Origin of the sequence: Actinomyces respiraculi (assembly GCF_014595995.2) — a bacterium.
Classification (GTDB): Bacteria; Actinomycetota; Actinomycetes; order Actinomycetales; family Actinomycetaceae; genus Actinomyces; species Actinomyces respiraculi.
Map to the genome: position 1 here is coordinate 1,555,697 of NZ_CP063989.1, position 12,606 is coordinate 1,568,302.

Annotated in this window: 12 protein-coding genes; all 12 read right to left on the bottom strand. The window is 71.2% G+C overall.

Translation table 11 applies throughout. The annotated features are described in order from the left end of the window. Positions 1-72 precede the first annotated feature (72 nt). The 12 genes from der to gap all read right to left on the bottom strand — a co-directional run bounded on the left by der (position 73) and on the right by gap (position 12,473). On the bottom strand, positions 73-2,247 hold the full coding sequence (gene der / locus ID810_RS06475; protein WP_166854936.1) for a bifunctional cytidylate kinase/GTPase Der: 2,175 nt from the start codon (positions 2,245-2,247) through the stop codon (positions 73-75). Positions 2,248-2,345: 98 nt separating this feature from the next. Next, complete coding sequence (locus ID810_RS06480; protein WP_166854935.1) at positions 2,346-3,293, bottom strand: ketopantoate reductase family protein; 948 nt, start codon at positions 3,291-3,293, stop codon at positions 2,346-2,348. Between the two features lie 12 nt (positions 3,294-3,305). Next, positions 3,306-4,481 (bottom strand): prephenate dehydrogenase, encoded by a 1,176-nt coding sequence (locus ID810_RS06485; protein ID WP_166854934.1) that lies wholly within the window; start codon positions 4,479-4,481, stop codon positions 3,306-3,308. Continuing rightward, on the bottom strand, positions 4,478-5,491 hold the full coding sequence (locus tag ID810_RS06490; RefSeq protein WP_166854933.1) for a pseudouridine synthase: 1,014 nt from the start codon (positions 5,489-5,491) through the stop codon (positions 4,478-4,480). The genes ID810_RS06485 and ID810_RS06490 overlap by 4 nt, the downstream gene beginning before the upstream one ends. Beyond that, complete coding sequence (gene scpB, locus ID810_RS06495; RefSeq protein WP_413227859.1) at positions 5,488-6,105, bottom strand: SMC-Scp complex subunit ScpB; 618 nt, start codon at positions 6,103-6,105, stop codon at positions 5,488-5,490. The genes ID810_RS06490 and scpB overlap by 4 nt, the downstream gene beginning before the upstream one ends. 128 nt (positions 6,106-6,233) lie before the next feature. Next, positions 6,234-7,094 carry a segregation and condensation protein A gene (locus ID810_RS06500; RefSeq protein ID WP_166854931.1) on the bottom strand — a complete coding sequence of 287 codons (861 nt, stop codon included), beginning with the start codon at positions 7,092-7,094 and terminating at the stop codon, positions 6,234-6,236. After that, positions 7,084-7,965, bottom strand: coding sequence for a ParA family protein (locus tag ID810_RS06505; RefSeq protein WP_166854930.1), 882 nt, complete (start codon positions 7,963-7,965; stop codon positions 7,084-7,086). The genes ID810_RS06500 and ID810_RS06505 overlap by 11 nt, the downstream gene beginning before the upstream one ends. A 9-nt stretch (positions 7,966-7,974) precedes the next feature. Next, complete coding sequence (gene xerD, locus ID810_RS06510) at positions 7,975-8,883, bottom strand: site-specific tyrosine recombinase XerD (RefSeq protein WP_166855095.1); 909 nt, start codon at positions 8,881-8,883, stop codon at positions 7,975-7,977. Positions 8,884-8,932: 49 nt separating this feature from the next. After that, the gene (gene secG / locus ID810_RS06515) at positions 8,933-9,175 is read right to left on the bottom strand and encodes a preprotein translocase subunit SecG (RefSeq protein ID WP_166854929.1); all 243 of its coding nucleotides are present in this window, start codon (positions 9,173-9,175) and stop codon (positions 8,933-8,935) included. 166 nt (positions 9,176-9,341) lie between these two features. After that, positions 9,342-10,121 (bottom strand): triose-phosphate isomerase, encoded by a 780-nt coding sequence (gene tpiA / locus ID810_RS06520; RefSeq protein WP_166854928.1) that lies wholly within the window; start codon positions 10,119-10,121, stop codon positions 9,342-9,344. A gap of 7 nt (positions 10,122-10,128) precedes the next feature. Then, a complete protein-coding gene (locus tag ID810_RS06525; RefSeq protein WP_166854927.1) occupies positions 10,129-11,322 on the bottom strand; it encodes a phosphoglycerate kinase in 1,194 nt (397 codons plus the stop codon). 143 nt (positions 11,323-11,465) lie between these two features. Then, the gene (gene gap, locus ID810_RS06530) at positions 11,466-12,473 is read right to left on the bottom strand and encodes a type I glyceraldehyde-3-phosphate dehydrogenase (protein ID WP_166854926.1); all 1,008 of its coding nucleotides are present in this window, start codon (positions 12,471-12,473) and stop codon (positions 11,466-11,468) included. Between the last annotated feature and the right edge of the window lie 133 nt (positions 12,474-12,606).

Below are 12,606 nucleotides of genomic sequence, written 5' to 3' on the forward strand. Positions count from 1 at the left end.
AGCGTGCCGCTCAGCCTGCCACTCAGCCTTGTCGGGTGGGTCTTCCTCTTCCTGGCCGTCGGGTGACGCCCGTCACCGCCGCCGGCGCTTCTCCCTCACGCGCACACCGATCTGGATCGGCGAGCCGACGAAGCCGAACTCCTCACGCAGCCTGCGCTCGATGAAGCGCCGGTAGCCGGCGTCAAGGAAGCCGGTGGTGAACAGGACGATGCGCGGCGGCGCCGTCTGCACCTGGGTCGCGAACAGGATGCGGGGCTGCTTGCCCCCGCGCAACGGGTGCGGCGTCGCCCCCTGAATCTCTCCCAGGAAGGCGTTGAGCCGTCCCGTGGGGATGCGGGTGGTCCACCCCTCGATCGCGGCGTCGAGCGCACGCACGAGCCGGTTCGTGTGCCAGCCGGTGGCGGCGGCGAGGTTGATGTGCGGCGCCCAGGCGACGTGCGCGAGGTCATGCTCCGTCTCCCAGGCGAGCATCGTGCGACGCTCCTCGTCCACAAGGTCCCACTTGTTGTTGACGAGCACAAGGGCACGCCCGGCGTCCACCACCTGCTGAATGACGCGCACGTCCTGCTCGGTGATCGGCTCAGAGACGTCGAGGAGGACGACGGCGACCTCCGCCCTCTCGATGGCGCCCTGGGTGCGCAGCACCGCATAGTAGTCGGCCCCGCGCGACTGGCGCACACGCCGACGGATCCCCGCGGTGTCAATGAAGAGCCACTGGCGCCCATCGAGCTCAATGACCTCGTCCACCGGGTCGCGGGTCGTTCCTGCCAGCTCGTTGACGACGACGCGCTCACTGCCGGCGATGGCGTTGAGCAGGCTCGACTTGCCGACATTGGGTCGGCCGACAAGGGCGATGCGGTGCAGCGAGCCCTCGGCCGGGGACGGTGCGGCGACGGCGGAGACCTCCGGCAGGATCGCCATGGCGGCGTCGAGCACGTCCCCGGAGCCGCGCCCGTGGAGCGCGGAGACGGCGTAGGGCTCGCCCAGGCCGAGGTTCCACAGGGCGGCGGCGTCACCCTCCTGGGCGGGTGAGTCCACCTTGTTGGCGGCCAACACGACCGGCCTGCCGCTCCTGCGCAGCATGCGCACGACCTGCGCGTCGGTCTCCGTGATGCCGACAGTGGCATCGACCACGAGGATGACGGCGTCGGACATGGCGATGGCCACCTCCGCCTGGGTGGCGACGGCGGAGTCCAGGCCCTCGACGTCCACCTCCCAGCCGCCAGTGTCCACGATGGTGAAACGGCGCCCGGCCCACTCCGCCGGGTAGGAGACGCGGTCGCGGGTGACGCCGGGGGTGTCCTGGACGACGGCGACGCGCCGGCCGAGCACACGGTTGACGAGCGTCGACTTGCCGACGTTGGGCCGGCCGATGACGGCCAGGACGGGCAGGCCGTGCTCCATGCCCTCGTCAGCCTGGGGAACCTCGTCGGCCTCAAGCAGGGCCAGGTCCTCCTCGTCGAGCGCGTAGTCCTCCAGCCCGGCGCGCAGGGCCTGGGCACGCAGGTCGTCTTCGGCGTCGCGGGTGGCCGCCTCATCGACGGCGGTCTCAATGAGGTTGATGACGTGCTCGACGGTCTCGGGCAGGTCCATGTCGCTGGTGTCGACGAGCGTGACGCCCTCCGGCGCGGTGAGGAACTGCGAGACGGTGGCGTCGTCGCGGTCGCGGCGCAGCACCTGGTCGCGCAGGGCGGCGGCGTCAACGTCCTTGCCGGCGGCCTCGAGGTCGCCCGCACGACGGGCCAGGCGGGCCTCCTCGCTGGCCGTGATGAGGAGGCGGACGTCGGCGTCGGGGGCGATGACGGTGGTGATGTCACGGCCCTCGGCGACGACGCCGGCCCCGCCGGAGAAGCTACCCACCGGACCCGTTGCCTCCTTGCGGATGATCTCGCGCTGGAGCCGGGCGAGCTCGGCGCGCACGTCGAGGTTCGTGGCGACCGTGGAGACGACGGCGGCCACGTGCGGCTCACGGATGGCGGCGGAGACGTCCACCCCGTCGCACACGACGTCGGGGGCGTCGGGGTTCAGGCCCATGTCCAGGGGCATGGTCTCGACGGCGCGGGTGACGGCCGCGGCGTCGACGTCGTGGGCCGCGAGATCAATGCCGGTGCGCTCGCACCACCAGGCGGCGGCACGGTACATGGCACCGGTGTCGAGGTAGGCCAGGCCGAGCTCGGCGGCCACCCGCCTGGCGACGGTGGACTTGCCCGACCCGCTCGGTCCGTCAATGGCGACGACGATTCCCATGGGGCTGCCTCCTCGGGCTCGGTTGATCACGATCCCGCACTAGCCTGCCATGCCCGGGGGCGGGACTCCTGCGCCGCACCCATGAGATCTCGCACTGCTCAGGGCCCAGGCGGCAGCTCCGGGCCGACGCCCAGCGCCGCCTCATAGGACCACCACACCGGCATGTCGACACCGAGCCGGCGCCCGGTCCGGGCCACCTCGACGAGCCCCGCCCGCCACTCCGGCAGGCCGTGGGCCATATGGGACTCCACCATCCGGCGGGTCGACGGTGCGGCGAGCATCGTGCCCAGGGACCGCCCTACGAGAGGCGCAGGAAGCGACAGGAGGGGCGCCGGCATCATCCGTTCGGTCCTGATCCCACGCGCCCGGCACACCGTCACGCCCTCGCGCAGGGCACGGGCCATGCGCGTCAGCGCCCGCCGGTCGGTCAGGAGCGCCTCGTAGCCGCCGGCCTCGGCGAGCGCGCCGGGCGTGACGGACTGCTGGAGCCAGTGGACCGCGAGCCACTCGTTCATCCGGGCCTCGCGGCGCACGCTCAGCCCGGCGCGGGCGAGCAGTGCTCCGACACCGTCGGCGAGGTCCCGTCTGCTCCCCCTCCCGCGTTCCAGGACGGTCCCCCGGGGGAACAGGGTGACATCGACGCCCTCCCGGTCGCGTCCCCCACCGATCTGCCCCGGGAAGCCGAGGAGCCAGTCACGCTCGTCGTAGCGGTGACCGAGCTCGGCCAGGAGGTCCCAGTGGTTGAGCATGAAGAGGACCGCAGTCGCGCGCGAGAGCGTGTCGAGAAGCGGCAGCACCGTGGCAAGACGCGTCCGGTCGACGGCCACGAGCACGAGATCGGCGTCCACCGCCTCGGTGACGACCCGGGGGCGCAGGACCCGGCGAATGAGCCGGCCGCCGTCGGGACTGCGCAAGGTCACGGGCACACCCCCGCGCACCCTGCTGGCCGACTCGGGACGGGCCAGGACGGACAGCTCGGCGACACGGCTCAGCATGAGCCCGTAGGCGCAGCCGATCGTGCCGGCACCAATGACGAGGACGCGCACCACTGCCTCCGTTCAGCCCGGGATGACGCGCCAGCCGCGAGCGTCCAGGGCCTCCTCGAGGCCCGCGGCCGCAGCGGGCACGACCGACAGCATCGCCACGCCGACGCTCTGGCCGGCGGAGTGCTCCATGGAGAAGTCCTCAATGTTGATGCCGGCCTCTCCGACGTCGGAGAACAGGCGCCCCAGCGAGCCGGCGACGTCCGGCACGAGGACCTGGACCTCGGTGTAGCGGCGCGGCGGTCCACCGTGCTTGCCGGGGATGCGCGAGCGGCCCGTGTTGCCCCGGGCCATGACGTCCACGACCGCCCCGACAGCCCCCGGAGCGATGGTCTCGACGCCACCGCTAGCGGCGTACTGCTCGGATCCGGGCTCCAGCGCCGCCTGCTCGATGCCGTCGATGAGGGCGTCAAGGTCGGCGCGGACCTCGCGCAGGAGCCCGGCCACCGGTCCGGCGTTGCCTACGAGGATCGCGGCCCACAGGCGCGGGTCGGAGGCCGCGATACGGGTCGTGTCGCGCAGGCCCTGCCCGGCCAGGGCGAGAGCGCTCTCGGGCAGGTCCTCCAGGCGTGCGGCCAGCAGGGAGGACATGAGCTGGGGCACGTGGCTGACGGCGGCGACCGCGGCGTCGTGGTCCGCTGAGCCCATGCGGACCGGGGTGGCGCCGACGTCCACGGCGAGGTTGCGCACGACGAGCTCGTCCGCGGGATCCGCGCCGTCAGCCACGATGATCCAAGGGCGGCCAACGAATAGGTCGGAGTCGGCGGCGGCCGCACCGGAGCGCTCACGCCCCGCCATGGGGTGGGAGCCGACGTAGCGGCGTGCGTGCTCGCCTGCGTGGGCCAGGACCTCGGCGCGCACACGGTCCTTGACGCTGGCGACGTCCGTGACGACGGCCTGCGGGTGCGCCTGCAGCTCGCGCAGGACGACGGCGGCGGCCACGTCCGGCGGGGTGGCGACGATGACGAGCCGCGGCTCGGGGCTGGAGGCCTCGCGGACTGTCCCGGCCCCCATGTCGCGGGCGAGAGCCAGGGAGGTCGGTGAGGTGTCCTCAAGCTGGACTTCGACGCCGACCGCGCTCAGCGCCAGGGCGAGGGAGGTGCCGAGCAGTCCGGTGCCGACGATGAGCACCGGCCCCTCGGTGGAGACGACGGCGTGCGGGTTGGTCCGCGGCGAGGGGCCCGTGCTCACAGGCCCACCTCCCGCTGCAGGGCCACGAGCTCGTCACCGCTCAGGCGGCGCATCTGCCCGGGCTTGAGGGTGCCGAGGGACAGGGGCCCGAGGCGGGTGCGGGCCAGGCGCGTGACCGGGTGACCGACGGCCTCGAGCATGCGGCGCACAATGCGGTTCTTACCTGAGTGGAGGGTGATCTCGACGATGGAGCCGGCGGGCCCGGAGTCCTTGACGACGACGCGGTCGGCCTGAGCGGGCCCGTCCTCGAGCTCGATGCCGCGCTTGAGCTTGCGGGGCACCCAGTGCTCGACCTCGCCCTTGACGATGGCGACGTAGGTCTTGGAGATCTCATAGCTGGGGTGCATGAGCCGGTGGGACAGCTCGCCGTCGTTGGACAGCAGGATGAGCCCCTCGGTCTCGGCGTCGAGGCGACCGACGTGCACCAGGCGCACGGAGGCGGGGTGATCGATCTCCTCGGCGTGCTCAGCGATGTAGCGTTCGGCGAGCTCGGCGACGGTGGGCCGCCCCTGAGGGTCCTCCATGGTGGTGACGATGCCGGCGGGCTTGTGCAGCAGCACGGTGATGACGTCGGGGTTGGTCAGCACGCGGGTGCCGTCCACGCGGATCTCCTGGGTCAGGGGGTCGACGCGGACCCCGACCTCGGTGACGACGACGCCGTCGACGCTCACGCGCCCGGAGGCGATGAGGTTCTCGCAGGCGCGTCGGGAGGCGATGCCGGCGTGGGCCAGAACCTTCTGGAGGCGCTCGCCGTCCTCAACGTGGGGGTCTGCCTCTCCCCCGCGCCCGGCCCGGTGGCGGGCGGCGAGAATGGCGGCCTCCTCGTCCTCACCGATGGCCTCGGCGTCGAAGCGGGCCAGCAGATCGGCGTCGGCCTGCTCATCGAGCTCCTCGAGGTCGTCCTCGTCGTAGAACTCCTCGGCGCCGAGCTCGCCGGTCGGCGCAAGCCCGTCATCCCAGCGGGGGCGTGCCTGAGTGCCGGGACGTGGGTCCTTGGGGTGGTGGTTCATGCGTGGCTCCTGCGGTGGGTGGTGTCGGCGGCGCGCTCGCCGGCCTCGTCGTCGATCTCGGCGAGGGCGGAGGCGTCCGGGAGGTAGGGGGCGAGCGGGGGCAGCTCATCGAGGGAGTCGAGCCCGAGGAACTCGAGGAACTCGCGGGTCGTGCGGTACAGGTAGGCACCGGAGGGTTCCTGCCCGGCCTCCTCGATGAGGCCGCGGGCGTGCAGGGTCCGCACGACGCCGTCGACGTTGACGCCGCGGACCGCGGCGACGCGCCCGCGGGTCACGGGCTGGCGGTAGGCGATGACGGCGAGGGTCTCGAGCGCGGCCTGTGACAGGCGCGAGGTGGCGCCGCCGATGACGAAGCGCTCGACGAGGTCGTGGAACAGGGGTGCGGAGGCGAGCCGCCAGCCGCCGGCGGCTCGGCGCAGGACGAATCCACGCGGTGCCGCGGTGCCCTCGCCGTCGGGTCCGCGTCCCTCGTACTCGGCCGCCAGGGACTCGAGCAGGGCCTCGGTCTCGTCCTCCTCGATGCCCAGGGCTTCGGCGAGGGCCGCGGTTGTCACCGGCTCGTCGGCGACGATGAGGACGGCCTCGGCGGCGGCGCGCAGCTGGGTGTCGGGCACGGCACTGAGTGAGCCCTGCTCGAACAAGGGCTCGGTGGCGCTTGTGCCGGCCTGGCCGGGCTGGGTGGTGCTGGTCAGGCCCAGGAGGCGGTCGAGCCGGCTGCTCCTGGGCGCCTGCGTGCTCTCGCTCATGCGAACTCCTCCTCGACGTCTGGGGTCATGATGCCCGTCAGGTCGTCCTGGCCGCCGCACCAGGTGACCGTGATCTCGTCCATTGGCCGGTCCTGGTCGAGCTCGACGCTGCCCTGGCGGTACAGGATGAGCAGCGCGAGGAAGCGGGCGACGACCACGGCTGTGCGTTCGGCGTCGGCGGCGATCTGGGTGAAGGTGAGGGTGCCGTGGTGCCGCAGCCTCAGGGCGACGAGGCTGACCTGCTCCCCCACGGGCACGCTCTCGTGCAGGTGGATGGTCTGGACGCCCTCGTCGGCGGGGCGGGAGAAGACCTCGGCGGCCACACGGGCCAGGTCCTCGGCGCCGAGGGTGGCCACCAGCTTGGGCAGCAGGGCGGCGAGCTCCGGTGTGAGGCCGACGACGCGCGGGTGGCTGCGCTGGGCACTCTCGGCGCGCTCACGCAGGTGGGCTGCGGCCTGCTTGTAGGCGCGGTACTGCAGGAGCCGGGCGAAGAGCAGGTCGCGGGCCTCGAGGAGCTCGAGGTCCTCGTCGTCGTCCTCCTCGCCGTCGTGCGGCAGCAGACGGTGGGCCTTGAGCGCCAGGAGGGTGGCGGCGACGACGAGGAACTCACTGGCGTGCCCGAGGTCCCAGTCGGCGCGCATGTGGGCCAGGAACTCGTCGGTGACCTCCGCCAGGGCGAGCTCGGTGACGTCGAGGCGACGGCGGGCGATGAGGGTGAGCAGGAGGTCGAAGGGGCCCTCGAACTGCTCGAGGCTGACGCGGAAGCCCGGCACCCGTTCGGGCCCGGACTCCTCCTCGTGGGTGTCGGCGGGCCGATCCGTGGCGCCCGCGGAGGGGGGCGGCGGTTCAGGCGACATCGCCGCGGGCGACGAGCTCGCGCGCCAGGCGGCGGTAGGAGTCGGCCCCAGCGTGGGTGGGAGCGTAGCTCGTGATCGGCTCGGCAGCCACGGAGGCGTCGGGGAACTTGACGGTGCGGCGGATCTGCGTGTGGAAGAGCTGGTCGCCGAAGGCCTTGGTGAGGGTCTCGAGCACCTCGCGCGAGTGCAGGGTTCGGTGGTCCACCATGGTGGCGAGGATGCCGTCGATCTGCAGGCGCGGGTTGAGGCGGTCACGCACACGCTCGACCGTCTCAACCAGCAGGGCGACGCCGCGCAGCGCAAAGTACTCGGTCTCGAGCGGGATGATGACGCCGTGCGAGGCGGTGAGCGCGTTGACGGTCAGCAGGCCCAGGGAGGGCTGGCAGTCGATGAGGACGACGTCGTACTCGTCCAGCACGGGCCGCAGCACCCGTGCCAGCGACTGCTCGCGCGCCACCTCGTTGACGAGCTGGACCTCCGCGGCCGACAGGTCAATGTTGGCCGGGACGATGTCGAGCCCGGGGGTGGAGGTCTGGCGGATGATGGGGCGCACGTCGGGGCGCGCGGCGATGAGCGTGTCGTAGATGGTGGCGTCGAGCTCGTTGGCGTTGATGCCCAGGCCCGCGGAGGCGGCGCCCTGGGGGTCGAAGTCGACGATGAGGACCTTGCGGCCGTACTCGGCCAGGCAAGCGCCCAGGTTGATGGTCGTCGTCGTCTTGCCGACGCCGCCCTTCTGGTTGCACATGGAGATCACGCGCGCGGGGCCGTGGGACTCCAGGGGTGCCGGCACGGGGAACGTCACGTCCTCGCCCTCGGAGGGCAAGTCGATGAGCCCGGGCTGCTGGCGGTCCGTCGTGCTGGAGGTACTCACACGGGCAGCCTAACCGAAAGCACGCGGATGGCTGGTTGCGTAGACCTCACGCAGGTGATCCACCGTGACCTTCGTGTAGATCTGGGTCGTGGTGACCGAGGCGTGGCCGAGCATCTCCTGCACGACACGCACGTCCGCCCCACCGGCCAGCAGGTGGGTGGCGAAGGAGTGGCGCAGCGTGTGGGGGGACACGTGCAGGTCCTCCTCCAGTCCGGCGCGTGCCGCCGCCTGACGCAGCACCCCCCAGGCGGACTGGCGCGACAGGGGGCGTCCCAGCGTGTTGAGGAAGACCTCCGGCACTCCCCTGCCCCGGGCGGCAAGCTCGGGCCTGCCCTGAACGAGGTAGGCGTCCAGGGCGTCCCAGGCCAGGCGCCCCACGGGCACGATCCTCTCCTTGCGGCCCTTGCCGAACAGCCGCAGGCAGCCGGAGTCGCGGTCGAGGTCGTCGATGACGAGGCCGACGGCCTCTGAGATGCGCGCGCCGGTGGCGTACAGCAGCTCGAGCAACGCGCGGTCGCGCAGGCCGGTGGCGCTCTCGTCTGTGGAGGCGGCCTCAAGCAGCGCCTGGACCTGCTCAACGCTCAGGGCCTTGGGCAGGCGCCGACCCACCTGGGGCGGGCGTACGGCGGCCGACGGGTCGGTGCTGGTGCGTCCCTCGGCCAGGAGGAAGCGGTGCCAGCCGCGCACGGCCGTGACGGTGCGTGAGGCGGATGAGGCCGACAGGGGGCGGCCGCCGTCGGCGCCGGTACGGATGGCCTCGAGGAAGGCGGCGACGTCCACCTCGGTGACGCTCTCGGGGCGATCCAGGCCCCGGGACGCGAGGAAGGACGTGTAGCGGCCGAGGTCGCGCTCGTAGGCGGCCAGGGTGTTGGCACTCAGCCCGCGCTCGACCCTGAGGTGAGCGAGGTAGCCGCCCAGGGCGCGGGTGAGGATGTCGGCAGCCACGTCGTCGGGGCCGCGGGTGGGATCAGGCGAACCTGGCGACCAGGCCCAGGCCGACGATGGCCAGAGCCCAGACGATGCCGACGCCGATGGTGATGCGGTTGAGGTTGCGCTCGGCGACGCCGGAGGAGCCGGCGACCGAGGAGACGCCGCCGCCGAACATGTCGGACAGGCCGCCGCCACGTCCCTTGTGCAGCAGGACCGTGGCAATAAGGAAGAAGCTCGAGAGCACGAGGAGGATCTTGAGGATGATCTCCAGGATGTCCATGCTGCGGTGTCCTTCGTGACGGGGCAAGGTTGCGCAACGGACTTTACCCCACGGGGCGCGGATACACGGACCGGGACCCGGCCACCTCACGTGTGAGGTTGCCGGGCCCCGGTCAGGTCAGGTGCGGGTGGCAGCCCATCAGGGGCCGGAGACGCCGACGTGCGCCTCAGGCGTAGAAGCCCGCCATGGCGGCGAAGGACTCGGCCTTGAGTGAGGCGCCACCGACGAGAGCACCGTCGACGTCGCTCTGAGCCATGAGCTCCTTGATGTTGTCCGGCTTGGCGGAGCCGCCGTACAGAACGCGGGTGGCGTCCGCGGTGGCGTCGCCGTAGTCGGCGCGCAGCGCCTCGCGGATCGCGCCGCAGACCTCCTGGGCGTCGGCGGCCGTGGCGGTCTCGCCGGTGCCGATGGCCCAGATGGGTTCGTAGGCGATGACGATCTTGGCGACGTCCTCAGCGGACCAGCCGGCCAGCGCGGCACGGACCTGGCTGAGGACGAAGTCCACGTGCGTGCCTGCCTTGCGAACCTCAAGGGCCTCGCCGCAGCACAGGATCGGCGTCATACCGGCGTCGAGGACCTTGCGGGCCTTGGCACCGACGAGCTCGTCGGACTCCTGGTGGTACTCACGACGCTCGGAGTGGCCCATGACAACGTAGGTGACGCCAAGCTTGCCGAGCATCGCGGTGGAGATCTCACCGGTGTAGGCGCCGTTGTCATGGACGGAGACGTCCTGGGCGCCGTACGCGATGCCCAGGGAGTCAGCCTCGACGATCGTCTGCACGGTGCGGATGTCCGTGAACGGGGGGATGACGAGGACCTCGCACTTGGAGTAGTCGTGCTCGGCATCCTTCAGGGCCATGGCCAGGCCCTGGACCAGGTGGTTGGCCTCGAGGTGGTCGAGGTTCATCTTCCAGTTGCCCGCCATCAGCGGGGTGCGGTTGCTCATAGTGGTATCAGCCTTCCAGGACGGAGACGCCGGGCAGCACCTTGCCCTCGAGGAGCTCGAGGGAGGCGCCACCACCGGTGGAGATGTGGGAGAAGGTGGACTCGTCGAAGCCGAGCGTACGCACGGCCGCGGCGGAGTCGCCACCGCCGATGACGGTGAACGCGTCGGACTCGCTCATGGCCTTGGCGACGGCCTTGGTTCCGGCCGCGAAGGCCTCGAACTCGAAGACGCCCATGGGACCGTTCCAGACGACCGTCTTGGACGTGGAGATGGCCTCGGCGTAGAGGGCGGCCGTCTTCGGGCCGATGTCGAGGCCCATCTGGTCGGCGGGGATCGCGTCGGCCGCGACGACGGTGGCGGGGGCGTCCGCGGCGAAGGCCGGGGCGACAACCGTGTCGACGGGCAGCAGGAGCTCGACGCCGTTGGCCTTGGCGGTGGCGAGGTAGCCCTTGACCGTGTCGATCTGGTCCTTCTCCAGCAGGGAGGTGCCGACCTCGTGGCCGTGGGCGGCGAGGAAGGTGTAGGCCATGCCGCCGCCGATGAGCAGACGGTCCGCCTTGGACAGGAGGTTGGCGATGACACCGAGCTTGTCGGAGACCTTGGAGCCGCCGAGCACCACCGTGTAGGGGCGCTCGGGGTTGGTGACGGCCCTGGACAGGGACTCGATCTCCTTGCGCACGAGCAGGCCCGCGGCGGCCGGGAGGATCGTGGCGACGTCATAGACGGAGGCCTGCTTGCGGTGGACGACACCGAAGCCGTCGGAGACGAAGACGTCGGCGAGCGCGGCGAGCTCGGCGGCAAAGGCGGCGCGCTCGGCGTCGTCCTTGCTGGTCTCGGCGGCGTTGAAGCGGACGTTCTCGAGCAGGACGATCTCGCCCTCGCTCATGGCGGCGACGGCGGCCCTGGCGGACTCGCCGACGGTGTCCTTGGCGAGGGTGACCTTGACGCCGGTGACCTCAGCGAGGCGGGCGGCGACGGGGGCGAGGGAGTAGTCCGGGTTGACCTGGCCCTTCGGGCGGCCGAGGTGAGCGGTGACGATGACCTTGGCGCCGGCGTCGAGCAGCGTCGTGAGGGTGGGGAGGGCGGCCTGGATGCGGCCGTCGTCGGTGATGTTCTTGTCCGCGTCGAGCGGGACGTTGAAGTCGGAGCGGACGAGGACGCGCTTGCCCTTGAGGTCGCCCAGGGACTCGATGGTCTTCATGAAACCTCTTACCTGCTGGTTGTGGTGGTGGTCGGGTGCCGGGTGAGCGGCCGAGCGTCAGCCGCTGACGGACCGACGCCCGCGCACGCGTGGGCGTGCGCGGGCGTCGGCCTTCAGGTGCTCATGCGGCTGACGTCAGATGCTCAGGCGAGCTTGGAGCCAACGAGAGCGGTGAGCTCGACGAGGCGGTTGGAGTAGCCCCACTCGTTGTCGTACCAGGACAGGACCTTGACGAGGTCACCGATGACCTTGGTCTCGGTGGCGTCGAAGATCGAGGAGTGCGGGTCGCCCACGATGTCGGTGGAGACGATCGGGTCCTCGGTGTACCTGAGGATGCCCTTGAGCTCTCCCTCGGCGGCAGCCTTGACGGCGGCCTTGATGGACTCGACGGAGACCTCCTTCTCGGCCTGGAAGGTCAGGTCGGTCAGGGAGCCGGTCGGGGTGGGCACGCGGACGGCGAGGCCGTCGAACTTGCCCTTGAGCTCGGGAAGGACGAGGGCGACGGCCTGGGCGGCGCCAGTCTTCGTCGGGATCATGTTGAGGGCGGCGGCGCGGGCGCGGCGCAGGTCGCTGTGCGGGGCGTCGAGGACACGCTGGTCACCCGTGTAGGAGTGAATGGTCGTCATGATGCCGCGGACGATGCCGAAGTTCTCGTGGAGAACCTTGGCCAGCGGGGCGAGGCAGTTGGTGGTGCAGGAGGCGTTGGAGACGATGTTCATCGTCGCGCCGTCGTAGTCACCCTCGTTGACACCCATGACGAAGGTGCCGTCGACGTTCTTCGCGGGAGCGGAGATGACGACCTTCTTGGCGCCGGCCGCGATGTGGGCGGCAGCCTTCTCACCGTCGGTGAAGAAACCGGTGGACTCGACGACAACCTCGACACCGAGGTCGCCCCAGGGCAGGTCCTTGGGGTCGCGCTGGGCGAGAACCTTGATGGTCTTGCCGTTGACGATGATGGACTCCTCGTCGTAGGAGACCTCGCCGGTGAAACGGCCCAGGATGGAGTCGTACTTCAGGAGGTGAGCGAGGGTCTTGGTGTCGGTGAGGTCGTTGACGGCGACGATCTCGATGTCCGCCCCCTGCTCCAGGGCAGCGCGGAAGAAGTTGCGGCCGATGCGGCCGAAGCCGTTGATACCAACGCGGGTGGTCACTTTGTGTCCTCCTAGTGCGCCGGTGGGCGCACGTCCTTGTTACTGAAGGGCACAAGCGTGTGTGCCCTACGGGATCTCACGGCGGAGCCGCAGTCCCGACGCTCGGGAGTCTAGCGTCACGTCGGGTCCCACC

Bases quoted from the DNA above. Each gene is read 5' to 3' on its own strand.
- ID810_RS06490 (WP_166854933.1), bottom strand. From the start codon at position 5,491: ATGAACCACCACCCCAAGGACCCACGTCCCGGCACTCAGGCACGCCCC.
- ID810_RS06525 (WP_166854927.1), bottom strand. From the start codon at position 11,322: ATGAAGACCATCGAGTCCCTGGGCGACCTCAAGGGCAAGCGCGTCCTC.
- der (WP_166854936.1), bottom strand. From the start codon at position 2,247: ATGGGAATCGTCGTCGCCATTGACGGACCGAGCGGGTCGGGCAAGTCC.
- tpiA (WP_166854928.1), bottom strand. From the start codon at position 10,121: ATGAGCAACCGCACCCCGCTGATGGCGGGCAACTGGAAGATGAACCTC.
- secG (WP_166854929.1), bottom strand. From the start codon at position 9,175: ATGGACATCCTGGAGATCATCCTCAAGATCCTCCTCGTGCTCTCGAGC.
- ID810_RS06500 (WP_166854931.1), bottom strand. From the start codon at position 7,094: ATGTCGCCTGAACCGCCGCCCCCCTCCGCGGGCGCCACGGATCGGCCC.